Consider the following 23,392-nt stretch of genomic DNA (forward strand, 5'->3'; position numbering starts at 1 on the left):
CCGATGCTGCTGGGACGTTCATCGCGTTCCAAGGCTGCTGTAGCGCGTTGTTCATCTGCGCGGAGCACGCTGCTCCTATGTCGCTCCTCACCGATGCCATCAAGTCGTCCCGGACGACCCACTGCGCGGTGTGCGGGACGGTCATGCTGAAGCACGACGCGATCGACCGTGACGGAGAGCACTTCTGCTCCGTGCTGCACGAGGTCGAGTACGCCGTGACGATGCTCGACTGACCTGCTCGCCCTCGCCGCTCCGACGGTCGCGTCAGCGTCCGACCCGGAACGGCGCCCTCGTGCGGACGTCCTCCAGGATGATCCGCCGGAACGACTCCCCGAGTCGCTGGTACTGCTCAGGACCGGCCGGGTGCGTCCCGTCGACGCTCACGCCGGCGGCCCACCCGTTCCCCGATCGGGCGAAGACCCACGGATCGACCCAGGTCCACCCGCTGTTCGTCGCGAAGCGTTGCAGCTCCCGGTTGTACCGCAGTGCCTCGGCGGCCTTCCAGTCGTACGGCGGGAGCGCGGAGACGATCACCTCGCGAGCGCCGACGACGCGCGCGATCGTGCGGTACGCCTGCTCTTCCTGAGCGACCGTCCGTCCGACGCGGACGGCGTTCGTCCCCGCGAGGACCACGAGCACGTCGACGTTCCGCACCGGCTGCACGGCGGCCGCCATCTCGTCCGGCGTCGCCCCCGAACGCGCCCAGCCGCCCGCGAACTCGATGCCGTCGCCGTTCGCGTACGTCATCCAGCTCTCGTCGTCGAGGCCGTTGCCCAGGAAGCGTGACCGTCCGGCGCTGAGGGAGTCCCCGACCACGGCGACACGCACGTCGGTGCGGCTGGCGTCAGTCGCCGTTGCCTCGGCCACGGGGGGACGCGTGGCGACCATGGACGCACCGGCTGCCACCACGACGACAGCACCGATCATCGCGTTCCGAAGCCACCCCACCAGACCATTCTCTGTCACACCCGCGGGAACGGAAGTCCCGCGGCCACCCCAGTTCACGAGGCACCCCGCCGTTCCTCCGCCCTAGGATCGGGCCGTGGCAGTTCGATCTCTCGCGGTGTTCCCCGCCTACCGCGACAACCCCTACCTGAACCTCATGCTCCTGGCCCCGAGAGCGCGGGGCTGGAACGTCCTCGAGAGCCTGCGGCTCGAGCAGCTGGAACAGCACCTCGGCCGACTCGGCGACGGGGACGTCTTCCACATGCACTGGACGGCGCCGATCGTGCAGCGGGCCGACACGCTCGCCGAGGCGACGGAGCGGCTCGAGCGCTTCCGCCACGCGGTTGACGACGCTCGCTCCCGTGGGGCGGGTCTGGTGTGGACCATCCACAACGTGCTCCCCCACGACGCCCGGCACGTTGCGCTGGAACTCGAACTGAACCAGTGGCTCGCAGAATCCGCCGACGTGATCCACGTGCTGAACGCAGCCACCGCCTCCGTCACCGAGCAGCACTACGTGCTCGACCCGGCGAAGGTCGTGCACATCCCGCACCCGAGCTACCAGGGGGTGTACCCGGCGTCGTCGTCACGGGCCGTCGCCCGGGCGTCCTTCGGGCTCGAGGACGACCGACACGCCGTGCTCTTCTTCGGGCAGATCCGGCCGTACAAGGGACTCGACGTGCTGATCGAGGCGGTGTCCCGCGTCCCCGCCCACGCCCGTCCCGTCCTGCTGCTCGCCGGACGCACGAGCGACGAGGACCGTGCGGCACTCGACGACCTGATCGGCGACGACGTGCGGACGATCCGCTCGTACGACTACGTCCCGGACTCCGACGTCCAGCGGTGGTTCCGCGCCGCTGACCTCGCCGTCTTCCCGTACCGGCAGGTGCTCAACTCCGGCAGCATCCACCTGGCGGCTTCCCTCGGGGTCCCGGCGGTCATCCCGGACGAGCCGCACCTGCGAGCCGAGTTCGACGGCGAGGACTGGTTGCGGTGGTTCGACACACGTGAGCCGGTGTCCTCGCTCGCTGCGATCGTGGAGGCGGACGCTGAATCTCCGGCCAGCGGCGCAGCGGCAGAGGCGTTCAGCCGCCGTCTCGCTCCGTTCGCCCTCTCACGCCGGTATGCCGACCTGCTCGACAGCATCCGCACGGCAGCCGGAGCCGGCGCGGCCTGAGGTCAGCGGAGTCGGCGTCCGACTCGCCCGAGCACGCCGGCGAGCCCGCGGCGCGGCGGTCGACGTCGGTCGACGAGGAAGCGCCAGCCGTTCTTCCGATCCGCGAGCGGCTGCAGCGGGAACTCCGCGTCGAGCGGAGGGAGCGGCATCCTCGCCGTCACGACGGGCAGCAGCTCCGAGGAGCGCTCTCCCCGGACCGACACGGTGTAGCGGCCGTCGTCCAGTCCATCCGCACTGATGCGTGCGGACCAGGCTCGACTGCCGTCAGCGCGCGGGGCCTCCCCCGCCCGGATCGGTGCGGTGGACTGGATGCCGCCGGCATGCAGCACGATGCTCACGGTCGGAACGTCGACGTCCCCGGTCAGGGTCCCGCTCAGTTCGAGCCCTTCGGCAGTGGGTTCCACGCGACTCACCACCAGCGGCACGAACCGGCGGAGCCGGGACACCTCGGCCACGGACTTCGTGTCGCCACGCCTGAGCGCGTCGACCATCGCAGCGCGGAGGCCCGGTTCTGCGGCATCCCGCGCTCCGAACGGCAGCGACGCGAGCGCTTCGACGCGCTCGGCCAGCCACGCCTCCGGGACGGCGTCGGCGTCGTTGATGAGCGCCGGAACGAGTCCCTGCTCGACGAGGAGTCCGACGTCTGCTCCGTGCGCCTGCGACGTTCCCGCGGTGAGCACGGCCTGGATCCACGTATCCAGACGCCCGGCAGCGTCATCCGAACGCGAACCCCGAACGAAGGCGCCAGCCTCCGTCCAACGCCCGGCGAGGACGAGCATCCAGAGCGCGCGACGGACCGGTGCCACGGCATCGATGCCGTCGATGGGGATCACGGCAACCAGGTCATCGAACGCCGCGGACACGGTGCCGATTGCGGCTTCGTCCGGGGCCGTCGCGAGGAAGCGACTGAGGTGCGCCCAGCCATCGGCGTCGAGGACGACCTCCGCGTGTGCTCTGCGGAGGGCTGCACGGTCCTGAACGAGCTCGGCGCAGCGGAGTTCCTGTTCGAGGTACCGGATCGTGGTGTCGGCATCATCGCGGAGCGAGAGCGACGACGTGTCCCCGCGATCCCGGTACAGGTAGACGCAGTCCGGGATGACGTCGATGGTCTCCGCAGCGACGAACGCCCGGGTCATCGGCTCGATGTCGTCGACGCTGGGGATCTCCGGGAACCGGAGCTCGGCGCGGTCCCAGAACGAGCGCCGGAACATCCGGTTCCAGCAGGCGCGCCCGGACAGCAATTCGGGGACCTCGTCGGGTGCGAGACCGGTGCGCGCGGCGTCGAAGGGGTACCACCGCTTCGTGGGACTCCACGTCGCCGTCGGGGAGAACTTGAGGTGGTCGCCGATGACCATGTCGGAGCCGCTCGCCTCGAGGGAGGCCAGCATCGCGCTGTAGGCGCCGTCCGGGACGAGGTCGTCGGAGTCCGCAAAGACGAGGTACTCGCCGGTAGCGAGCGCAATGCCCTCGTTTCGGGCGGCCGCAGCAGTCGTCGCGTTGGAACGAACGAGCCGGATTCGATCGTCCTTCGCTGCCAGAGCACTGACGATAGGAGCCGTTCGATCTCCCGAACCGTTCTCGACGACGATCACCTCCCATGCGCGCACCGCCTGCGCCTGGATGCTCTCGAGTGTTTGCTCGATCCAGGGAGCGGCGTCGTGCGCGGGCACCACGACTGAGATCACGAGTCCGTCCCCGCTCGTTCAGCGACTCACGACTGCGTTGCGGCCGGCTGGTCCGTCTCGGTCGCCGATTCGTCCTCCTCGACCGTGACGGCGAGCGGAGCCTCGGCGTGAGCGTGTTCGGGGCGATCCAAGCCGAGCATCGCTTGGAAGACCCGTTCGGACGACCCACCGTCGCGAGTGTGGAAGGTTGCGGCCGTGCGGTCACGATAGCGACGCGGCGACTCCCAGTCGTTTGCGGCGGCTTCTCGAATCGAGGCGATGACCGCAGGCACGTCCCGAGCAATCGGTCCGAACCCGTCGCGCTCGTAGTCGAAGTATCCGCGTCGCCCGACATGCGTTCCGTCGAAGAACCGCTCTGAATCGAACTGGAAGTACGTCAAGGGCACGTCGACGAACGCAGCTTCGAAACCGAGCGAGGAGTAGTCGGTGACGAAGGCAGCTGCACGAGCGATCACGTCCTGTACGTTCTGGTCGGCGAAGCTGAACAGCTGGACGTGGGCCGGGAGCTCGAACTCGGAAAGGTACTGACGCACGTTGGGGTGCGGCATGAACGCGATTCGCTTTCCCGTCTCACGAGCCAGCTCGGCGAGTTCTTCCGAATTGAGGAGCGCTTCGTACATCTGCGCGTACTCGGTCGATCGGAAGTCGGGAATCCGCTTACGGTCGTTCGACGTGCCGATACGGTCCCCGAGGAGCCACTGCCGCCAGGTCGGCATGATGACGATCAGGTCGCGGACCGTGCTCTCCTCGCGCTTCTGCTGGAGCGCGTCGTGCCGGGGCAGGCCCGTGAGCACGACCTCATGCGACGAGAACGAGTACGGACCGTGTCCGGCGATCGCATCGAACTCAGCGCGCGTAGTTGTGACGAACCGATCGAACCCCTTCCAGCTCAGCCACCGAGACATGTCGTAGTTGATGACACCGTGCTGGAGGAACGTGAAGCGGAAGGCATGACGACCGTACCGGCGCCGATCGAGGGGATCGGTCACGTAGTGGTCCGCGTGGGACGACGCAAGGTGGTCAGCGTGGAGGAGCAGGAGCTTCCAACGCGTCGTGTTCGGCTCGACAAGTCGGAAGCCCTCGCGCTCGAGTCGGTCCCAGTCCGCCGAGTCCCGCCGGAGTACGAACCAGGCGTTGACCTCTGGGCGGTTCTTCCGCACCCACCGGTACAGGTGCTCGGCGTTGTCGTTCGCATCGGTGTCTCGATCCATGAACACCCAGGCGTGCTCGAACTGGCGGCGGATCTTCGGGCTCCGGACGAGCCACTGCATGGCCTCGTCGGTGATCCCTCTGTCAGACCACTTGTTGCGCAGGTCTCGAACGAGCTTGCCGGCTCGTGCCCGAGCATGAGCCTTCAGCCCCGTGGACGGAGAGAAGTCCGCGCGAACGCGGCGCCGGATGGCACGGATCTGCGGGTCGATGAGCGCCGGAGTCAGCGCGTCGGGGTGACCGTTCTGGTTCCACCGGGTGAAGTGCACCTTCTGCCCGTCGAGCCACATCTCCAAGCGCCGACCGCGCGGGAACCAGAGATGCCGTTCTCGCATGAGCACGCGGCCGAAGAACGTGTAGTCGCGCACCGTCTCGTGTATGGGCCCGGCGTCTTCGGCGTCGAGTTCGAACCGCTCTTCCGGCACAGGTCCCGTGAACCAGTACGAGACCTTCATCTGCTGTCGGCGCTCATCGACGTCCGACAGCTTGACCCAGTCGTGGCGCAACGGAACGTCGTCGTACCCGTACATCAGCGCATGACGCACGGCGAACTCCATGCCGGTGACGTCAAAGCTCCGCACGGCGTCGTCGGAGAGCAGGCTGAGTATGCGTTCGACGAGCTCGTGGAAGCGCGGGAGAGTCTCGGGTGGTGCGCTCGCGGTGGTCGAATGCACAGACTGCTCACCCTTGAAGTACCAGTGCAGGTCGTAGAGCACTGTGTTCTCGAGCCAGCGTGGAGCATGCCCGAGCTGCGCCGTGGCGCGCTCCAACAAATCTAAATAGCCGAACTCCACCTGGTTCGTGTACTTCTCGGGCTTGCTGAAGCCACCTTCGACGAGCGAGCTCCCGTCTCCCCGCAGGCGGTATCGGTACTTCGCTGAGGCCATGAGCCCGAGATGATGGCTCCCGGTCTCCAGGAGGTAGCGAGCAGTCAGGTGCCCGTCCTCGAACGTCGGTCGAACTCGCCCATCGAATTCGATGCCCTTCTCACGGAGGAGGTCAACGCGGATGAAGGACGAGTTGACGGAGAGCTGGATGATCGGCTCCACCGCCATGTCGACGATTCGCGATCCCAGCTTGAAACGCGTTCGCTGCGGGTGGTTGTCGACGATCTCACCAGCGGGCGTCAGTCGAAGCTGGTGCGCCGCGGCCAGGTTGACCGGGTGCAGTGCATCCGCACGCCCATGGAGGCGAAGGAACTTCTCGACTTCCTCGAAGTACTGGGGGTCGAGCTCGTCGTCCGGATCCGGGAACGTCACCCACTCTCCCTGTGCTGCGGCGAGACCCGTGTTCCGCGCACCAGAGAGTCCCTTGTTCTCCTGCTCGATGATGTTGACGTTCAGCGAACGCTGCGATGCCCACTCGCGGACGATGCTCGCGCTGTCGTCAGGCGAACCGTCGATGACGACAATGATCTCGACAGAAGCCATGTCGGATGTCTGGGCCTCGATCGAATCGAGGAAGGCGGGAAGGTAATCCGCGACGTTGTAGGTGGGGACCACAGCGCTGATCAACGGACGTCGGTTGGCGGGCACGTGCTCCCCTATCGAGATGGCGTTCGGGCGCTAGCACTCTACCCAAACCCGCGCATAGGTCGAGCCATCCTCGCGGTGCAGTGCGCGACCGACGGTGTCCGTCGGCCTCTAGGATCAACGAGGATCCGATCCGGTGACCTGCTGTCGTTCGCAGCGCCGTGCTGGGTCTCACCCCCTGAACGTTCCAGCGAAGGTGTTTCACAGCATGGTCGAGCCCTCCCCGCCGGCGATGACGCGACGTCGCGCACGCGAACCCAAAGCACCGCGCTTCGCGATGCTCGACGGGCTGCGCTTCGTCGCCGCGTTCACCGTGCTTGGTTTTCACTTCACCGCTCGGGAGACCGATGCTTGGCAAACGCCCGTGGCTTCCCGAGCACCAGAGGTCTTCGACATCACGAAGTACGGCGTGTTCGGTGTCGATTTGTTCTTCGTCATCAGCGGTTTCGTGATCCTCATGACCGCCTGGGGTCGTCCCCTGCACCAGTTCGTCGCATCTCGAGTCTCGCGCCTCTATCCGGCCTACTGGGCCTGTGTGCTCGTGACTGCGGGAGTCCTCGTCATCAACGGAGCGCACTGGATCTCGACGAGTGACGTCCTCATCAACCTGACGATGGCCCAGGAGGCCTTCGCTGTGCCGCACGTCGACGGGGTCTACTGGACCTTGTGGGTAGAGATGCGTTTCTACGCGCTGATGGCAGTCTTCATCCTCATCGGGATGACGGAGCGACGGCTCGTCGCCTTCGCCGTCCTATGGCCGGTCGTGGCAGCCATCGCGGAGAAGACCCACTTCGACTTCGTCGCGTACATCTTGGTCTGGCAGTACGCTGCACTGTTCGCCGGCGGAATGATGCTCTTCCTCATCGTCCGCAACGGCCACTCGACGCTCCGCTGGCTTGCCGTGGGCGCAGATCTCCTGATGGCCTTCGCCACCTCAGCGCCAGAAGCTGCGGAACGCATCCTCGGGACGACGGGCAGCGGCGTCCCGTCAATGGCCGCGCTCACGTGCGTGATGCTTTGTTTTGCAGCCGTAGCGGTAGTCACGATGAGTCCACTCCGGCGAGTGGGCTGGAGGTGGCTCTCGTTCCTCGGGGCATTGACGTACCCGCTCTACTTGCTTCATGAACAGATCGGTTGGGTGGTCATCGAGCACACGCAGCAGCTCGGCTGGATACCTGCGCTGTTCTTGGCAACAGCGGTGGCGCTCCTTCTGGCCTTTGGCGTCCACTTCCTCGTGGAGCGACGAGGCGGCCCTGCCCTTCGCCGCGTCCTGAGTCAGAGCCTCGCTCCGGATTCGTCCCATCCGGCTCGACTTGAACCGTCGGTCACGCGCTCGAGCGTCGAGACGAGCCAGTCGTGACACTCCGCGCGGTCGTGATGGGCGACATCGGCTGGCCCGACCTGTACCACGTCGGCGACGAAGCAATGACCGAGGCAGCCATCACGCAGCTCCGGCTCCGCGGAGTCGATGAGGTCACCTTGATCGCAGCTGACGCCGACGTTGCCTCCGCGCTTCACGGGACCTCAGCCGTCTCTCGGTTCCACTTCAAACTCCGCTGGCCGCGTGCTTGGCACGACAGTCACCTCGACAAGGTGCTCGCTCCCCTCGACGGATACGCCCGCGGCGAGGGCCCCGCGGACAGCGTCTACGACGCCGTACACGACAGTGATTTCGTGCTCATCGCGGGCGGCGGCAACCTCACGAGCACCTTCGTACATCAGCTCTACGAGCGACTCGCGCTCGTACGCGTCGCCAGACACTTCGGAAGGCCCGTTTTCGTCACGAGCCAGTCGCTCGGAGCCACCTACCGGCCGGCCGATGTCCCGGTGATCCGGGAGATCATCAATTCCTCTCGCCGCTTCGGAGTTCGGGAGCGAACGTCTCTCGAGACGGCACTGTCGTTGACGGAACACCCGGAGACTGTGGCGTACACGGGCGATGATGCCCTGCTGCTCGCCCGGGAGGATGCGCCGGCCGTCGTTCGGTCGTTGCTCCCCGATCGATACTTCGTCGCCAGCTTCGAGCGCCCCGGATGGATCGACGACGACAACGACATCGAGCGCTACTTCGACGAGGTGGCTTCTGCGCTCGATGCGGTGGCTGAGAGGACCGGATGCACTCCGGTCCTCGTCCCACATGCCGGGTCCTTCGACCCCAGGATCTCGAAGGACGATGTCGTCTCGCACAACTCGATCGCGGCCCGGTCCTCGCACGCCGTTGAACTCCCGCTGCTTCGGTCCGGCGCGGTGCTAGATGTCATGACCGCTTCGGCGTTCTCCCTGTCGACTCGCTATCACCCAATCGTGTTCTCCGGTCAGATCGGCCTCGTTCCGTTCGGTCTTGCGCACACTGCTTACACTTGGAATCGGATGCGTGGTGCAGCTCGCCAGTACGGGGCCGCTGACCTGATCCTTCCTGCCGCGCTCCTGTCGGACCCTGGCTTGCTTGCTGACTTCATCTCCACAACGATCGAGGCCGGTGCTCACCAACAAGCGGTGACGTCCGCGAGCGCTGAGCGGAAGACCAATCAAGTCTCTTGGTGGGACGGCATCGTCGGTGATGCCAAGGCACCGCCCCAGAGCGGGGTCGAACCCACGCGCTTCGTCGCGCTCGCTGACCCCGAGGGGCCGGGAGCGCCGGCGCCGTCGCGGTCTCTTTCGCACTTCATCGGAGACGAGGCGTCGGCAAGGGGACGAGTTGAAGAAGTTTTGCTCTGGCAGGAGGAATTGATTGAGTCGACTCACAGAGCGGCAGCGGAGTCGCTCCGGGAGGAACGTCAGCGGTTGACGGCAGCGAACGAGATCGTCGTCGAACGAGAGAGCGAGATCCGATCGGTTCGCGCAGAACTCGATTCGCGCCGCGAAGAGCTCCGGAGCGTGCAGGAGGTTTGTACTCAGTTGCAGAACCAGCTCGACGTTGCCGAACGCGAACGAAACGATTGGCGGACTGCCGCACGTCAGTTCCGCTCCGAAGTACAGCGGTACCGGGAGAGGCGCATCACGAAGATCGCCGATCGACTTTCGGCACTCAAGCGTCAACGGGATTGATCCTCTGATGGACAGACGGGTCCCAGCGGTCCGATAGCCTTCTGTGCATGGTTGCAGTCGGGGCGGGCAAGGCCCGCGGATGGCGTCGTCGGCAGTCGAACTCGGACAGTTTCTTCCGTGATCACGTACAAGCACTGCGGGACCTCCAGCGTCCCGTCATCGTGATCGCTGGCCAGCGCACCGTCGAGTCACTCGCCGAGTGGCGCACCGCCTTCCAGTTCCGCCTCCATGTCATCACCACCGGTGAGTCGATGCTGGACCTCGAAGGCGTCAACAGTGTCGAGGCCAGCACGAACGACGCGATGACCGAATACATCGCGTCGGTCGGTCCGGTAGCTGCCGTGATCGACGAGCAGGCTGAGACGCTCGCGGACCGCTTGCAGCGCTGGCAGCGCTTCTTCTTCCACATTGCCGAGGGCGGCTCGTTCATCTCCCCAGTTGTACCGGTCGAGACGGTGTGGGACGCCGCAGTCCAGTCGCTGACCTCACGTCGGATCGGCGCCGCTGAGATCGCGGAACTCCAAGCGTCCGTCGGTGTCACAAAGGACGCGAACGGGTACTCGGTCACGGAGAAGAACCGAGATCACCTCGTCAAGGTCAAGGACGAGGACGCGATGCGCATCCTCCCGACGCGCCTTGGTGCGAACAACGTTCGTCTGCTCGGCTCTCGCCCCGCGGGCACGGCCAAGAGCACACTCAGCGTGATGTCCCATGGCACCATGTCGGATCACCGGATCCCGTCGAAGGACATGCGGTACCCGGAACTGACGCTCCGCGAGTTCCGGGGAGCGACACAGATCAAGGACGCGATGCTCGCGATCAACGGCGCAACCGTCTTGCCGAGCTCCTTCAAGCACCCATGGCGCGCTTGGAACGATCGACTCAGGAACTTCAACGACCTCGTCGCCGCGCTCATCCCCGGGGACGAAGAGAGCGCACACCTCGAAGGGTCCTTCTACGACCTGACCAGCGCTGTCCCGGGCGACGCGGGCCACTTCATCACGGAGTCACTCGCGAAGCTCTGGGGATGGAAGGAAGCAAAGGAGCGCGACCCGTCCCTCCGCGCGCTCTACCGAACTCCAAGTGCCGGCTGGGACCCGTCGTTCGAGCGGACCGTCCTCGAGGCCTACGGGATCGCGCCCGAGGACATCCAATGGGAGCACCGCAACGTCACCGTCGACCGGTTCGTGAGCGCCTCCCAGGCATGGCAGAACGGCGGCCGCCACTACGTCCACCCCGTGAATCGAGACGTCTGGAAGCACCTCCGCGGTGCGCTCGTCACTCCGGACGGCAAGAACCGGCGGAAGGTGTTCGTGACTCGTCAGTCCACGCCGGAGACCCCCGGCCCGCGCAACCGCGAAGACGTCGAGCGCTACTTCGCCGACAACGGATTCGAGATCGTCGACGTGGACACGATGGCGGCCGACGAGAGGGCTCACGTTGTCGGTAACGCCGCTGTCGTCGCCGGCTTCGCCGGGGCCGGTATGTACGACATGATCTTCGCCGAGCACCTCGAGAAGGTCATCGTGCTTTCGCACGAGGCGAACACCGGACGGAACGAGCACCTGATCGCATCGCTCCTCGCGGACGAGATCCACTACTTCTGGTCCCGGCCGGACGTCGAGCATCCGGCCGGGAAGTTCTCATCCGAGGCCTTCAACTCCGCATGGGACTTCGACTTCGACGCAAACCGCACCGACCTCGATCAACTGCTCGCTTGATGCACATGAGCCCCGGTCCGTGAACGGGCCGGGGCTCATGTGCAGCAGTGCGGATGGATCAGACGGTCTTGTTGTACGCGTCAACGACGTCCTTGGTCTTGCCGATCATCTGGAGATCGCCACGGTTCAACCACGCGACCTCGTCGCACATGTCCTTGACGGTGCTCATGGAGTGCGACACGAGGATGACCGTGCGTCCCTCTGCCTTCATCTCCTTGAACTTCTCACGGCAGCGCTTCTGGAACGTGGCGTCACCGACGGCGAGTACCTCGTCCACAACGAGGATGTCCGGCGTGACGGCGACGGCGACGGAGAACCCGAGCCGCACGTACATGCCGGACGAGTAGTTCTTCACGGGCTGGTCGATGAAGTGGCCGACGCCGGAGAACGACACGATCTCGTCGAACTTCCGGGTGACCTCCTTCCGGCTCATGCCGAGGATGGACCCGTTCAGGAACACGTTCTCGCGCCCGGAGAGCTCCGGGTGGAAGCCCGACCCGACCTCGAGCAACGACGCCTGCTTGCCGCGGGCGGTGATGGAGCCCTGCTCCGGCCAGAGGATCTTCGCCAGACACTTCAGCAACGTGGACTTCCCGGACCCGTTCTTGCCGATCAGGCCGAAGGTCGTGCCGTGGGGCACCTCGAACGAGACGTCCTTGAGCGCCCAGAAGTCCTCGTGCACGGACTTCTTGCCGCGCATGACCATGCTCTTCAGCGAGTCGTTGCGCTCGCTGTACATACGGAATCGCTTCGACACGTGGTCGACGGTGACGGCAGCATCGCTCACAGCAGTTCAGCCAGCTTCTTCTCGTTGCGGGAGAACACGAAGTAGCCGAGCGCGAGCGAGAGGCATCCCGCCAGAGCGCACGCGACCAGATCGGTCCAGTTCGGCATCCGGTTGTCGTACATCAGGTTGCGGAACACGGTGGAGAACCGCTCGATGGGGTTGAGCTTGTAGACGTGGATGATCCACGAGTGCCCCGACTTGTTCGCGGCGTCCTCCACCAGCGAGAGCGGATAGATGATCGGCGACAGGTACATCCACATCTGCAGGCCGATCCCGACCAGGTGCTGCATGTCGCGGAAGTGCACGTTGATGATCGACAGCATCAGGCCGAGCCCGGCGGCGAACATCGCGAGGAACACCATCGTCAGCGCGATGAGCGGCAGGTACAGCCAGAAGTTCGAGCCGGCGATCGCCAGCACGATCAGGAGCACGCCCATCTCCACGAGCCACGTGAAGCCGAAGGACCCGACCGCCGCCAGGGGCAGCGTCATCCGCGGGAAGTAGACCTTCTTGATCAGCGACCCGTTGGAGACGATCGACGTCATCCCGGAGTTGATCACGTTGCGCGCGAAGATCCACGGCAGCAGACCGCACATCAGCCACAGCGGGTAGATGTTCAGCCCACTCGGGTCGCCCACCTCGAGCCGTGCCCGGAAGATGAACGAGTACACGATCGTGTAGATCAGCATCGTCGCGAGCGGGTTGATCAGGGACCACAGCTGACCGAAGACGGTACGGCGGTACTTTCCCTTGACCTCGCGCGCCGTGAGGTTCGCGAGGAGCTCGCGGGACGACACGAGTTCGTTGAGGTAGGACATGCTTTTCGGTTACAGCTCCTCCGGGGCGCGCCCTTGCGGCCCGATCAGATCAGGACGAGGCGGCCCGATCAGGATCAGGACGAGACATTCTCGCACACGTATGTCGAGCGCCTCGCGACCGTCTATGTATGCCACCCCGCACTTGGGGGTGGCTGGTTGGAGAACGATTGGGGAATCCTTTGTAGAGTAGTTGGGTGCTCGTCAGTTTCGCGAACCACTCCACAGCGCCCGTGAGTCTCGGCGGCGCTGAGCGGTCGCTCATCCGGTTCGTGGAGGACTGGCAGTCACTCGACCCCTCGATGACCCCGTCGTTCATCACGAAGGCACCCAGGGGCAAGTTCATCGAAGCCCTCGACGAGCGCGGCTGGCGCTACCAGGCGCTGCGGTTCCGCGGGTGGGCGCTCCCCAGTCCGCAGCCGGCTCCGGCGGCGGAACGAGCCGCGTTCGCGACGGTCGACTACGCCGCCGTCCGCGCGATCATCGCCGAGTACGAGCGGAACCGCCCCGACCTGGTCGTCACGAACACCCTCGTCGCACCGTGGGCGTCGTTCGCTGCCGCGGTCCTCGGCATCCCGCAGGCCTGGTTCGTCCGTGAGTACGGCGACCTCGACCACGGGCTGCACTTCCAGACCGGTCGCGCGGCGACGCTCGGCGACATCGGCCTCTTCTCCGGCGCCGTCATCACGAACTCCGAGGCGATGCGCGACCACCTCGCCGAGTACATCCCGGCCGAGAAGCTCTCCGTCGCCTACCCGATCGTCGACGCCGAACGGCTGCTGCGCACCCGTTCCGACACGCCGACGGTCACGCCGTTCCCGGAGAACGACCCGGGCCTCCGGATCACGGTCGTCGGTCGCGTGGAGGAGTCCAAGGGCCAGCACCGCGTCATCGACGCGCTCGGAGCGCTGCGCGAGCGCGGCGTCACGGCGAGCGTCTGCTTCGTCGGCGGCTGGAAGCACCCCGGCGAGGACCAGCGCCTCACCGACCGCGCACGCGCGCTCGGCGTCGCCGACCACGTCGTCTTCGCGGGTGAGCAGCGCGACACCGCGCCCTTCATCGACGCCGCCGACGTCTGCGTCACCCCCTCCACCATCGAGGCATTCGGCCGCACCACGGCCGAGTACATGACGCTCGGCCGCGCCGTCGTCGCCTCCCGCCAGGGCGGCAGCGCCGAGCTCGTCGAGCCCGGTGTCACCGGCGCCCTGTTCGACGCGGACGACACGGCTGGTCTCGCCGACGCTCTCGCCGCGTACGCGGCCGACCCCGATTCGGCCGGGAGGCACGGTGCGGCTGCTCCGGACCGTCTCGCCACCGTCGTCGGTGCGGGTCGCGACAACGCGGCCGCCATCGAACGTCTGGTCGCGTTGGTCGGCACGGAGGGCTACCGGCTCCCCCAGGTCGCGCGCTACTGGTTCGAGCTGCCCGGTGCCTACGCGTCGCTCGGTGCGACGAGCGCCCGTGCGGCGGTCGGCCTGCTGGCGAGCCGCGTCCGGTCGCGCTCCGGCCTGGTCGGTCGTGTCCTCGCACGTCCGGGCGTCGTGATGCGGAAGCTGGCACGTCGATGAGCGCTGACCGTCGACCGGTGACCATCGTCGTGCCGGTCTACGACGACCTGCCGGGGCTCGAACGCTGCGTCGAGGCCCTGCTCGAGACCGTCGACTTCTCCGTGGACCGGGTGCTCCTCGCGAACGACGTCGGACCGAACGTGGACACCATCGAGCGTCGGCTCCTCGAGCTCGTCGCCGACCACCCCGGCTTCGAGTACACCCGCAACGAGCGGAACCTCGGTTTCGTCGGCAACTGCAACCGTGCGGTCCTCGAACTCGACCGGACCGGCAACGACGTCCTGCTCCTGAACAGCGACACCGTCCCGCTGCCCGGGTTCCTCGACGAGATGACCGCGGTCCTCGCCGAGGACGACTCGATCGGCGTGGTCTGCGCGCGGAGCGACAACGCCACCATCGCGTCGTTCCCCTACGCCCGCCGGAACCCGCGCGCCAACCTCGCACCCCGGCGCACCCGTGAGCTGCACGGCCGCGTGAAGTACCTGCTCCCCCGCTTCTCACTGGCGCCGGTCGCGATGGGCTTCTGCTTCCTCATCCGCCGCGAGACGATCGACCGCTTCGGCCTGTTCGACGAGGTCTTCTCCCCCGGCTACGGCGAGGAGAACGACTTCTGCCTCCGCATCAACGAGCACGGCTACACCGCGGCGCTCGCGAACCACGCCCTCGTCCTGCACACCGGGTCGACGAGCTTCAGCGGTGACCGCGGCCCGACCCTCCGCCTCGAGCACGAGCGCATCCTGCTCGAGCGCTACCCGTTCTACGGCGGCGCGATCGCGCTGTTCCTCAGCCGCTACCGGGACGCCGTCGACGTGTTCGCGGACGCGTTCCTGCCGGACGACGACGCGGTCCGCGCGGCGCTGCACCTGCCGGCCGAGGTCGACGGTGCCGTCGTGACCCGCGTCCGTTCCGTCCTCGCCGCCGCGCCCGAGCACATGGTCATCACGCTCATCGTCGCGCGTTCGCAGCTCCGCGCAGCGCGTCAGGCGTTCCCCGGCGCGCTCATCGCCGTCGGCGGCCGTCCCCGCCAGATCTTCGACGTCGCCGTCGCGCTCGGCGCCCTGACCACCTTCGGCCAGCTGTCGATGCTGAACGCCAACGCCCCGCGGTGGGTCCTCGTCGACCCGATCCCGCAGGACGTCCGGTGGTCGCAGGCCGTCACGCACCACCGCGCGAACGCCATCGACCGGATCCTCCGGCGGTTCGAGAACGAGACCCTGCCCTGGCAGGACGGCAAGTCCCTCGTCGAGGCCATCGAGACGGCCGCGCGGACCGAGATCGACCCGACCGCCCTCCGCGCCCGCTGGCACGCGGTCACCGACATCGCAGAGGCGACCGGCCTCCTCGTGCACCGCGCCCAGGTCTCGATGCGCCGCCTCGCCGCCCTCACCTTCGGCGCACGGAACCCCCGGATCGTGGCGCGCATCCGCTCGATCACCGGACGCGGCTGACCGCTCCGCACCCCCTCCACGCGAGGCGATCAGTCGCTCAGGTTCACCGCGAACTCGAGCAGCTCAAGCTCGAACCAGTCCCCCGGCTGCAGCCGCTGGTACAGGTACGAGCTCGTCGCGCGCGCCTGCACGCAAGCGAGCGCCGTCGCAGCGTCGACGCCGGCCGTGTCCGCGAACCGGCGGATCCGGTCGCGGAACACCCGACCGAGGTCGGGAGCGTCACGGAGTCCCTCGCGCTTCCCCGCGACCACGGTGAACGCGTCGTAGGCAGCGCTGCCACGCCAGCCCTTCGGGTCGATCGCCAACCACGGTTCACGCTCCGCGCTGAGCACGTTCCCGAAGTGCAGGTCCCCGTGGAGCATCGTCGTGGTCGTGTCGCCCCCGAGCAGCCGGATGGTGCTCCTCGTCCGCTCGATCACCGCGGAGGACAGGACACCGGGCAGGAGTGCGACCTGCCGATCGAGCTCCGCTTCCCACCCTCCGGCCGTGTCCGCGAGCGCCGGTGTGGCCGGCCCTGCGGGAACCGCGAGGCGCCGAGCCAGGTACCCGGCCGTCTCGATCGCCTCCTCCGCCGTCCCGATCGACTCGAGCGTGTCGGGACCAGCACGTTCCATCAGGAGCGCGAACGAGTCGGCGTCGGCATCGAGGAGTCGGACGGCGCCGTTCCCTCCGAAGCTGCGTAGCGCGTCCGGCTCGCTGCGGTTGCCGGGGTGCGGGAACGACACCTTGAGCGCTGCGGCAGTCTCGCCCCGCCGCACCGGCAGGACGATCGCGACCTCACCGTGCATCGGGGCGCCGTCGAGCTCGCACCCCCACCGGTCGAGCAGGCCGCCGATGATCGCCGGCAGTTCCGCGAGCCACGCCGTACCGGCGGATCCTTCGCGGTTCGTCGTCGCGCGGACGAGTCCTTCGGGCACTTCGACGGCCGGCCCGGGCATCAGGTCGCTTCCGGGAGGATCGTTCCAGCGCTGATGGTCATCCGGCGTCGGCGTCGGCGTCGGCGTCGGCGGCCGCGGTGAGCATCTCGAGGATGCCCTCCGGGAAGACCGGTGTTTCCGTGTCGAGCGGAACCCACCGCACCGGACTGCCCTCGTCCAGGACGACGAGTTCCGCGCTGAGCGGGACACGGTCCAGTTCTTCCGACTGCACCGCGAAGACATGCGCGTACTCGTGCCCAGGGGAACCCTCGAACTCGAAGATGTTCTCGATGACGCCGAGGAGTGTCACGGTGGAGAGGGCCACGTCGAGTTCTTCCCGGAACTCACGCCGGAGCGCTTCGTCCGCGCGTTCGCCGAACTCGATGCCGCCACCCACGGCACGGTGGAACACGAGACCGCGGACGGTGTCCGTCGACTCGGAGAGCAGGACATGACTGCTCTTGACCGGCAACCCGACTGCGATGTTCCTGATCCCCGTCATCCGACCACCTTGTACAACCGACGGGCTGCGCACAAGAGCCTGTCCGCTCCCTAACCGACGGTGTGCAGCATCTCGACTCCCATGGAGCCGACCCGAGGGCGGTACCGCACCAGCGCGACCCGAGAGCCTTGGAGGTCGCCGAAGTCCCGCCGGCGCGATCGCTCCACGACGGCGACGGCTGCGTTTTCGGGCCCCGCCTGCCGGTGGACGCTGAGCGATATGTGCGCGGTGTCCCGGACGAACGCCATCGGGGGCGCAGTCCCACCGTGCAGATCGGCAGCCGCCTGCCGCATCCGCACGCGGATCGGAAGGAGGCTGTCGTCGTCGAACCCCTGGACGAACACACCGGCTGCCGAACCACCGAGGCCGAGCAGGCGACACCGGACGTCGAGCAGGTCGCGCGAACGATCGATCGCGTCGACGTAGTGCTGAACCGTCTCCGGCGCGATCCGATCCCGGTACGGCTCGAGGCTCGTGATCGTCATGTGCAGGTCCGCCACCCCGTAGAGGTGGTGTCCGCCCCGGTACGCGGCGTCCAGCTCGGACGTGACTCCGGCGAGGCGTCGCGCCGTCTCCTCGGCCGGGAGCAGGACGAGGCTGAGCCCCCATCGTGGGTCCCCATCCGTCGGCGTCCGGTCGGGTCGGAGATCGCCAAGGACCATGCGCGCTCGGCCCTCAGCCCACAGGGCGTCGTACTGGTCCTGGCTCGCCACGGGACCACGGTATCGGGTGCCCGGACTTCGGACGGGACGTCCGTGGTGGGCCCGCACCGAGCCTCCCGGTCGAGCGACTGGCCGACGACCGCCGAAAGTTCCGCGAACCCCCCTCGGTACTGTGTCGTCATGGCCCAAGCGACGCCACGAAGCGATCGCTCGTGCGTGAGCTGTTCGCTCGCATCGAGTCCGAGGCGGGGATCTCGCCGCAAAGCGTCGAGATCACGATCACGGAGACCCCGAAGGTGAACTGGGGCATCCGGGGCGTGAACGCCGAGGACCTGGTGCTGGACGACGAGATCGACGTCGAGTCGCCGATGGACCAGACCGGCCTGGTCGACCTCATCCGGGCGCGTCAGCGTGACCTGGGACACCCGCTCGTGGTGGGGATCTCCGGCTACTGCGGGTCCGGCAAGTCCACCCTGGCCAGGACCCTCGCGGCGGAGCTCGCAGGTGCGGTGCGGATCCGTGGTGACGACTTCTTGGACCCGGTGCGATCCCATCGGCGGTCGACGGACTGGGACGGTGTCGACCGACGACGACTGCTCGATACGGTCCTCGCACCACACCGGGCCGCGCAACCCGGCGTGTTCCACCGCTTCGACTGGACCACGAGGTCGCTCGGTCCCGCTGAGCCGCTCCCCAGCGCCGACATCCTGGTCGTGGACCTGATCGGGCTGTTCCATCCGGACACGCTCCCGAGCCTCGACGTGACGGGCTGGTGTGACGTCGAGCTCGACGTCGCCGCACAGCGGGGCATGGCGCGCGATGCGCGGCTCGGCAGGCGTCACGAGTCGCTCTGGCGAGACGTGTGGGTCCCGAACGAGCGCGACTTCGAAGAACGCTTCGCCCCGCAGCGGAGCGCGATGGCGCGCTACCGCCCTGCCTCGTAGCCCAGGTCCAAACGAGACGTGACCGGACACCGGACGGGAGGCCCGTGGCGGGCCCGCACCGGGCCTCCAGGCCGTCAGACCAGCGCGTCCACCACCGGACGGTGCGTCGCGACGCCGGTCGCGTCCCACGAGCCGAGCAGGTGCAGGGTGGCGATGCGGAACATGAGGGCGCGGACGAGCAGCTGGCGCCACTCGCCGATGCCGTCGCCGAGCGCGTCGAGCGCGCTGACCGGCACCCCGTGCCAGCACACGGCGTCGACGGCGGCGACCGCCGCGCCGAACCCGGCGGGACGCCAGTAGGGCGGCCAGTCGATGATCGCGGGCGGTTGGCCCTCGGCGAAGAGCACGTTGCCGAGCAGGTCGCCGTGGACGAGCTGGGCGGGTGACTCGACGGGGCGGAACGCCGCCGCGAGCCGGTCGAGCGTCGTGTCCGGCGGGAGCTCGGCCTCGCCCCAGGCCATCCGGTCGGCGTGACTCCAGGCGTTGTCCTTGCGGTCGAGGAAGGCAGGTCGGTCGAGGTGCGCGATCGCCCGGTGGAAGGCGGTGCCCGCGCGGATGACGTCGGCGACGCGGGTCTCGTCGGCGCGGCCGGGCAGCCACTCCCACGCTTCCCAGCGCCCCGACCGCCAGCTGCCATCGGTGGTGGCGACGGGCCGGGGCGTGCGGAACGCCGCCGTGTGCCCGAGCGTCGCGAGGACCTCGGCGCGCCAGTCGGTCTCCTCCGCGCCGTCGTGCGGCCGCAGGACCACGTCCCCGGCGCGCCACGTCAGGCCACGGCCGCCGGCGAGCCGTTCGGGCCGCGACCCCGCGACGCCGAACGCCGCCAGGGCAGCGGCGTCCGGCATCGTACGGTCGTCCATCGCGGGCGCTACACCAGGCAGCGCGGGCCGAGCAGGCTCTTCAGCTCACCGAACAGGTCGGGCGTCAGGTTCACCGGGAACGGCAGCTCGAACGTCCGGGCGACGTCGTCCTTGAGCAGCCGCAGCCGGACCTCGGTCTCCCCCGTGTGCCGGCCGAGCACCGCCGCCAGCTCGGTCACCGTCTCCGTCGTGGCCTGTCGTTCGGGCAGGGACAGCGTGAGCGGGCCGGAGCCCATCACGTCACCGAGCGCCGGCTGGAACATGCTCACCGCGTGCAGCGCCTTGCCGTCGTCGCGGACGTTCACGCGACCGCGGAGGACGACGATCGAGTCGGCCACCAGCGACGGCCCGAACTCCTGGTACGTCTTGCCGAGGAACATCACGCCGATCTGGCCGCCGAAGTCCTCGATGTCGACGATGCCGTACGGGTTGCCGCTCGTCTTGGCCACCCGGTGCTGCACGCTCGTCAACAGTCCGGCGACCGTGACGGTCTCCCCCTCGACCGAGTCGTCGGCCGCGATGAGGTCGGCGATGGTGATCGACTGGTGCTTCGCGAGCTCGATCTCGAGCCCCGCGAGCGGGTGGTCCGAGACGTAGAGACCGAGCATGTCGCGCTCGAACGCGAGCTTGTCGCGCTTGGACCACTCCGGACGCTCCGGCACCTGCGAGACGACCGCCAGCGACGGCTGTTCCTCGGCGACCTCGGCGAACAGGGAGTCGAAGTCGAAGCCGACGTTGCCGTGGACCTCGTCGCGCTTGACCTTCACCGCGGCTTCGACCGCGCCCTCGTGGATCTCCACGAGCGCACGGCGGCTGTCCCCGAACTCGTCGAAGGCACCCGCCTTGATGAGCGACTCCACGGTCCGCTTGTTGGCGGAGGAGATCGGGATCTTCCGGAGGAAGTCGTGGAAGGACTCGAACGCGCCCTTCTCCGTGCGGGCCTTCACGATGTCGTCGACGACGTTGAAGCCGACGTTGCGGATCGCGCCCATGCCGAATCGGATGTCCTCACCGACGGCGGCGAAGAAGCCGATCGACTCGTTGACGTCCGGCGGCATCACCTTGATGCCCATCCGGCGGCACTCGTTGAGGTACAGGGCGAGCTTGTCGCGGGCATCACCGACGGACGTCAGCAGCGCCGCCATGTACTCGGCCGGGTAGTGCGCCTTGAGGTAGGCGGTCCAGAAGGACACCACGCCGTACGCGGCGGAGTGCGCCTTGTTGAACGCGTAGTCGGAGAACGGCAGCAGGATGTCCCACAGCGTCTTGATCGCCGCGGCCGAGTAGCCGTTGTCGAGCATGCCCTTCTCGAAGCCGGCGTACTGCTTGTCCAGCTCGGACTTCTTCTTCTTGCCCATCGCGCGACGGAGGATGTCCGCCTGACCGAGCGAGAACCCGGCCACCTTCTGCGCGATGGCCATGACCTGCTCCTGGTAGATGATCAGGCCGTAGGTCGTGCCGATGATGTCTTTGAGGGGCTCGGCGAGCTCCGGGTGGATCGGCGTGATCGCCTGCTCGCCGTTCTTGCGGAGCGCGTAGTTCGTGTGCGAGTTCGCACCCATGGGGCCCGGACGGTACAGGGCGATGAGCGCGGAGATGTCCTCGAAGTTGTCGGGCTTCATCAGGCGCAGCAGGCCACGCATCGGGCCGCCGTCGAGCTGGAACACACCGAGGGTGTCACCGCGCTGCAGGAGCGCGTACGCCTCGGGGTCCTCAAGGCCCATGGTCTCGAGGTCGAGGTCGATCCCACGGTTGGTCTTGATGTTGTCGAGGGCGTCACTGATGATCGTGAGGTTCCGGAGCCCCAGGAAGTCCATCTTGATCAGGCCGAGCGACTCCGAAGCCGGGTAGTCGAACTGCGTGACGATCTGGCCGTCCTGCTCCCGCTTCATGATCGGGATGATGTCGATCAGCGGGTCGCTGGACATGATGACGCCCGCGGCGTGCACGCCCCACTGGCGCTTCAGCCCCTCGAGACCCAGCGCGGTGTCGAAGACCGTCTTCGCTTCGGGGTCGGTCTCGACCACGGTGCGGACGTCGACGGCTTCCTTGAAGCGCGGGTGGTCCTTGTCGAAGATCCCGGTGAGCGGGATGTCCTTGCCCATCACGGGCGGCGGCATCGCCTTCGTGAGCTTCTCGCCCATGCCGAACGGGAAGCCGAGGACGCGCGAGGAGTCCTTCAGCGCCTGCTTCGCCTTGATCGTGCCGTACGTGACGATCTGCGCGACGCGCTCCGACCCGTACTTCTCGGTGACGTACTTGATCGCCTCACCGCGGCGCCGGTCGTCGAAGTCGACGTCGAAGTCGGGCATCGAGACGCGGTCCGGGTTGAGGAAGCGCTCGAAGATCAGGCCGTGCCGGATCGGGTCGAGGTCGGTGATGCGCATCGCGTACGCCACCATCGAGCCGGCACCGGAACCACGACCGGGGCCGACGCGGATGCCGTGGTCCTTCGACCAGTTGATGAAGTCGGCGACCACGAGGAAGTAGCCCGGGAAGTTCATCTGGTTGATGATGCCGACCTCGTAGTCGGCGCGCGCCTGGACCTCGGGCGAGATGCCGCCGGGGTAGCGGTACTCGAGGCCCTTCGCCACCTCTTTCTCGAACCAGCTGTGCTCGGTTTCCCCCTCGGGCACCGGGAACTTCGGCATGTAGTTCGCCGCGGTGTCGAACTCGACGTTGCACCGCTCGGCGATGAGCAGCGTGTTGTCGCACGCTTCGAGGTTGTCCCGGAAGACGTGCCGCATCTGCTGCGGGGTCTTCAGGTAGAACTCGTCGGCGTCGAACTTGAAGCGGTTGGGGTCGTTCAGGGTGGAGCCGGACTGCACACAGAGCAGTGCCGCGTGCGACTTGGCGTCGTGGGAGTGCGTGTAGTGCAGGTCGTTCGTGCCGACGAGCGGCAGGCCGAGGTCCTTCGCGAGGCGGATCAGGTCCGTCATGATCCGGCGCTCGATCTCGAGGCCGTGGTCCATGATCTCGGCGAAGTAGTTCTCCTTGCCGAAGATGTCCCGGAAGTCCGCCGCGGCCTTGATCGCTTCGTCGTACTGGCCGAGGCGCAGGCGCGTCTGGACTTCACCGGAGGGGCAGCCCGTCGTGGCGATGATGCCGTCGTGGTACTCGCTGAGGAGTTCGCGGTCCATGCGGGGCTTGAAGTAGTAGCCCTCGAGCGAGGCCTTCGACGACAGCCGGAACAGGTTGTGCATGCCGGCGGTGTTCTCGGCGAACATCGTCATGTGCGTGTACGAACCCGCACCGGAGACGTCGTCCCCGCCGCCGTCACCCCAGCGCACACGGGTCTTGTCGGAGCGGTGGGTGCCCGGCGTGATGTACGCCTCTGTCCCGATGATCGGCTTGACGCCGCCGGCCTTGGCGGCCTTCCAGAACTCGAACGCGCCGAACATGTTGCCGTGGTCCGTCACCGCCACGGCCGGCATGCCCTGCGCGGCGGTCTCCGCCACGAGGTCGTTGAGCCTGGCCGCGCCGTCGAGCATCGAGTACTCGCTGTGCACGTGCAGGTGGACGAAGGAGTCGGAATCCGCCACGGAACCTCCGGTTCGTACGAGCTGCTGCGG

Annotated in this window: 18 protein-coding genes; 8 read left to right on the forward strand and 10 right to left on the reverse strand. The window is 67.4% G+C overall.

What is annotated here, in order from left to right; all coding sequences use genetic code 11:
* Positions 1-77 precede the first annotated feature (77 nt).
* On the forward strand, positions 78-233 hold the full coding sequence (locus tag EDF27_RS19735) for a hypothetical protein (RefSeq protein WP_165931488.1): 156 nt from the start codon (positions 78-80) through the stop codon (positions 231-233).
* 31 nt (positions 234-264) lie between these two features.
* On the opposite strand, the gene EDF27_RS13100 is transcribed toward EDF27_RS19735, so the two are convergent.
* Complete coding sequence (locus EDF27_RS13100) at positions 265-948, reverse strand: SGNH/GDSL hydrolase family protein (RefSeq protein WP_165931489.1); 684 nt, start codon at positions 946-948, stop codon at positions 265-267.
* A gap of 94 nt (positions 949-1,042) precedes the next feature.
* Here EDF27_RS13100 and EDF27_RS13105 point away from each other — a divergent pair, with 94 nt between their 5' ends.
* Positions 1,043-2,122 carry a glycosyltransferase gene (locus EDF27_RS13105; protein WP_132049214.1) on the forward strand — a complete coding sequence of 360 codons (1,080 nt, stop codon included), beginning with the start codon at positions 1,043-1,045 and terminating at the stop codon, positions 2,120-2,122.
* Between the two features lie 2 nt (positions 2,123-2,124).
* Here EDF27_RS13105 and EDF27_RS13110 read toward each other — a convergent pair whose 3' ends face one another.
* Positions 2,125-3,807 carry a glycosyltransferase family 2 protein gene (locus EDF27_RS13110; RefSeq protein WP_132049216.1) on the reverse strand — a complete coding sequence of 561 codons (1,683 nt, stop codon included), beginning with the start codon at positions 3,805-3,807 and terminating at the stop codon, positions 2,125-2,127.
* A 26-nt stretch (positions 3,808-3,833) separates the two neighbouring features.
* Positions 3,834-6,518 (reverse strand): CDP-glycerol glycerophosphotransferase family protein, encoded by a 2,685-nt coding sequence (locus EDF27_RS13115; protein WP_132049218.1) that lies wholly within the window; start codon positions 6,516-6,518, stop codon positions 3,834-3,836.
* 238 nt (positions 6,519-6,756) lie between these two features.
* On the opposite strand from EDF27_RS13115, the gene EDF27_RS13120 reads away from it, so the two are divergent.
* From EDF27_RS13120 to EDF27_RS13130, 3 genes are read left to right on the forward strand one after another with little or no spacing between them, the layout of a single operon-like run.
* Positions 6,757-7,908, forward strand: coding sequence for an acyltransferase (locus EDF27_RS13120; protein WP_132049220.1), 1,152 nt, complete (start codon positions 6,757-6,759; stop codon positions 7,906-7,908).
* Positions 7,905-9,596 carry a polysaccharide pyruvyl transferase family protein gene (locus tag EDF27_RS13125; protein WP_132049222.1) on the forward strand — a complete coding sequence of 564 codons (1,692 nt, stop codon included), beginning with the start codon at positions 7,905-7,907 and terminating at the stop codon, positions 9,594-9,596. The genes EDF27_RS13120 and EDF27_RS13125 overlap by 4 nt, the downstream gene beginning before the upstream one ends.
* A gap of 47 nt (positions 9,597-9,643) precedes the next feature.
* The gene (locus tag EDF27_RS13130; RefSeq protein ID WP_132049224.1) at positions 9,644-11,317 is read left to right on the forward strand and encodes a glycosyltransferase 61 family protein; all 1,674 of its coding nucleotides are present in this window, start codon (positions 9,644-9,646) and stop codon (positions 11,315-11,317) included.
* 58 nt (positions 11,318-11,375) lie between these two features.
* Here EDF27_RS13130 and EDF27_RS13135 read toward each other — a convergent pair whose 3' ends face one another.
* Positions 11,376-12,074, reverse strand: coding sequence for an ABC transporter ATP-binding protein (locus EDF27_RS13135; protein ID WP_243698343.1), 699 nt, complete (start codon positions 12,072-12,074; stop codon positions 11,376-11,378).
* Between the two features lie 26 nt (positions 12,075-12,100).
* Positions 12,101-12,922, reverse strand: a complete 822-nt coding sequence (locus EDF27_RS13140) for an ABC transporter permease (protein WP_132049226.1) — start codon at positions 12,920-12,922, stop codon at positions 12,101-12,103.
* A 194-nt stretch (positions 12,923-13,116) separates the two neighbouring features.
* On the opposite strand from EDF27_RS13140, the gene EDF27_RS13145 reads away from it, so the two are divergent.
* Together EDF27_RS13145 and EDF27_RS13150 are read left to right on the forward strand one after the other, a co-directional pair.
* On the forward strand, positions 13,117-14,487 hold the full coding sequence (locus EDF27_RS13145; RefSeq protein ID WP_132049228.1) for a glycosyltransferase family 4 protein: 1,371 nt from the start codon (positions 13,117-13,119) through the stop codon (positions 14,485-14,487).
* Between the two features lie 17 nt (positions 14,488-14,504).
* Positions 14,505-15,935 carry a glycosyltransferase family 2 protein gene (locus EDF27_RS13150; RefSeq protein WP_165931490.1) on the forward strand — a complete coding sequence of 477 codons (1,431 nt, stop codon included), beginning with the start codon at positions 14,505-14,507 and terminating at the stop codon, positions 15,933-15,935.
* A 29-nt stretch (positions 15,936-15,964) separates the two neighbouring features.
* On the opposite strand, the gene EDF27_RS13155 is transcribed toward EDF27_RS13150, so the two are convergent.
* The 3 genes from EDF27_RS13155 to EDF27_RS13165 are packed head-to-tail and all read right to left on the reverse strand — an operon-like array spanning position 15,965 to position 18,067.
* The gene (locus EDF27_RS13155) at positions 15,965-16,873 is read right to left on the reverse strand and encodes an aminoglycoside phosphotransferase family protein (protein WP_165931491.1); all 909 of its coding nucleotides are present in this window, start codon (positions 16,871-16,873) and stop codon (positions 15,965-15,967) included.
* Between the two features lie 37 nt (positions 16,874-16,910).
* Positions 16,911-17,354: an NUDIX domain-containing protein gene (locus tag EDF27_RS13160; protein ID WP_123704599.1), complete on the reverse strand. Its 444-nt coding sequence runs from the start codon at positions 17,352-17,354 to the stop codon at positions 16,911-16,913.
* Between the two features lie 50 nt (positions 17,355-17,404).
* Positions 17,405-18,067: a hypothetical protein gene (locus EDF27_RS13165; protein WP_165931473.1), complete on the reverse strand. Its 663-nt coding sequence runs from the start codon at positions 18,065-18,067 to the stop codon at positions 17,405-17,407.
* Between EDF27_RS13165 and EDF27_RS19950 the strand changes: the two genes are divergently transcribed.
* Positions 17,965-18,960 (forward strand): tautomerase family protein, encoded by a 996-nt coding sequence (locus tag EDF27_RS19950; RefSeq protein ID WP_207909627.1) that lies wholly within the window; start codon positions 17,965-17,967, stop codon positions 18,958-18,960. The two genes, EDF27_RS13165 and EDF27_RS19950, sit on opposite strands and share 103 nt — an antisense overlap.
* A 74-nt stretch (positions 18,961-19,034) precedes the next feature.
* On the opposite strand, the gene EDF27_RS13180 is transcribed toward EDF27_RS19950, so the two are convergent.
* Entirely contained in the window at positions 19,035-19,820 is a 786-nt protein-coding gene (locus EDF27_RS13180) for a hypothetical protein (protein WP_243698345.1), read from the reverse strand.
* 8 nt (positions 19,821-19,828) lie between these two features.
* Positions 19,829-23,362 (reverse strand): DNA polymerase III subunit alpha, encoded by a 3,534-nt coding sequence (gene dnaE / locus EDF27_RS13185; protein WP_123704593.1) that lies wholly within the window; start codon positions 23,360-23,362, stop codon positions 19,829-19,831.
* Positions 23,363-23,392: the final 30 nt, after the last annotated feature.

Origin of the sequence: Curtobacterium sp. PhB136, from assembly GCF_004346855.1 — a bacterium.
Lineage (GTDB): Bacteria > Actinomycetota > Actinomycetes > Actinomycetales > Microbacteriaceae > Curtobacterium.

Excerpts from the sequence above, each read along its gene's own strand:
- EDF27_RS19735 (WP_165931488.1), top strand. The coding sequence starts at position 78 with ATGTCGCTCCTCACCGATGCCATCAAGTCGTCCCGGACGACCCACTGC.
- EDF27_RS13140 (WP_132049226.1), bottom strand. The coding sequence starts at position 12,922 with ATGTCCTACCTCAACGAACTCGTGTCGTCCCGCGAGCTCCTCGCGAAC.
- EDF27_RS13160 (WP_123704599.1), bottom strand. The coding sequence starts at position 17,354 with ATGACGGGGATCAGGAACATCGCAGTCGGGTTGCCGGTCAAGAGCAGT.
- EDF27_RS13130 (WP_132049224.1), top strand. The coding sequence starts at position 9,644 with ATGGTTGCAGTCGGGGCGGGCAAGGCCCGCGGATGGCGTCGTCGGCAG.
- EDF27_RS13180 (WP_243698345.1), bottom strand. The coding sequence starts at position 19,820 with ATGGACGACCGTACGATGCCGGACGCCGCTGCCCTGGCGGCGTTCGGC.
- EDF27_RS13155 (WP_165931491.1), bottom strand. The coding sequence starts at position 16,873 with ATGCCCGGGCCGGCCGTCGAAGTGCCCGAAGGACTCGTCCGCGCGACG.
- EDF27_RS13120 (WP_132049220.1), top strand. The coding sequence starts at position 6,757 with ATGGTCGAGCCCTCCCCGCCGGCGATGACGCGACGTCGCGCACGCGAA.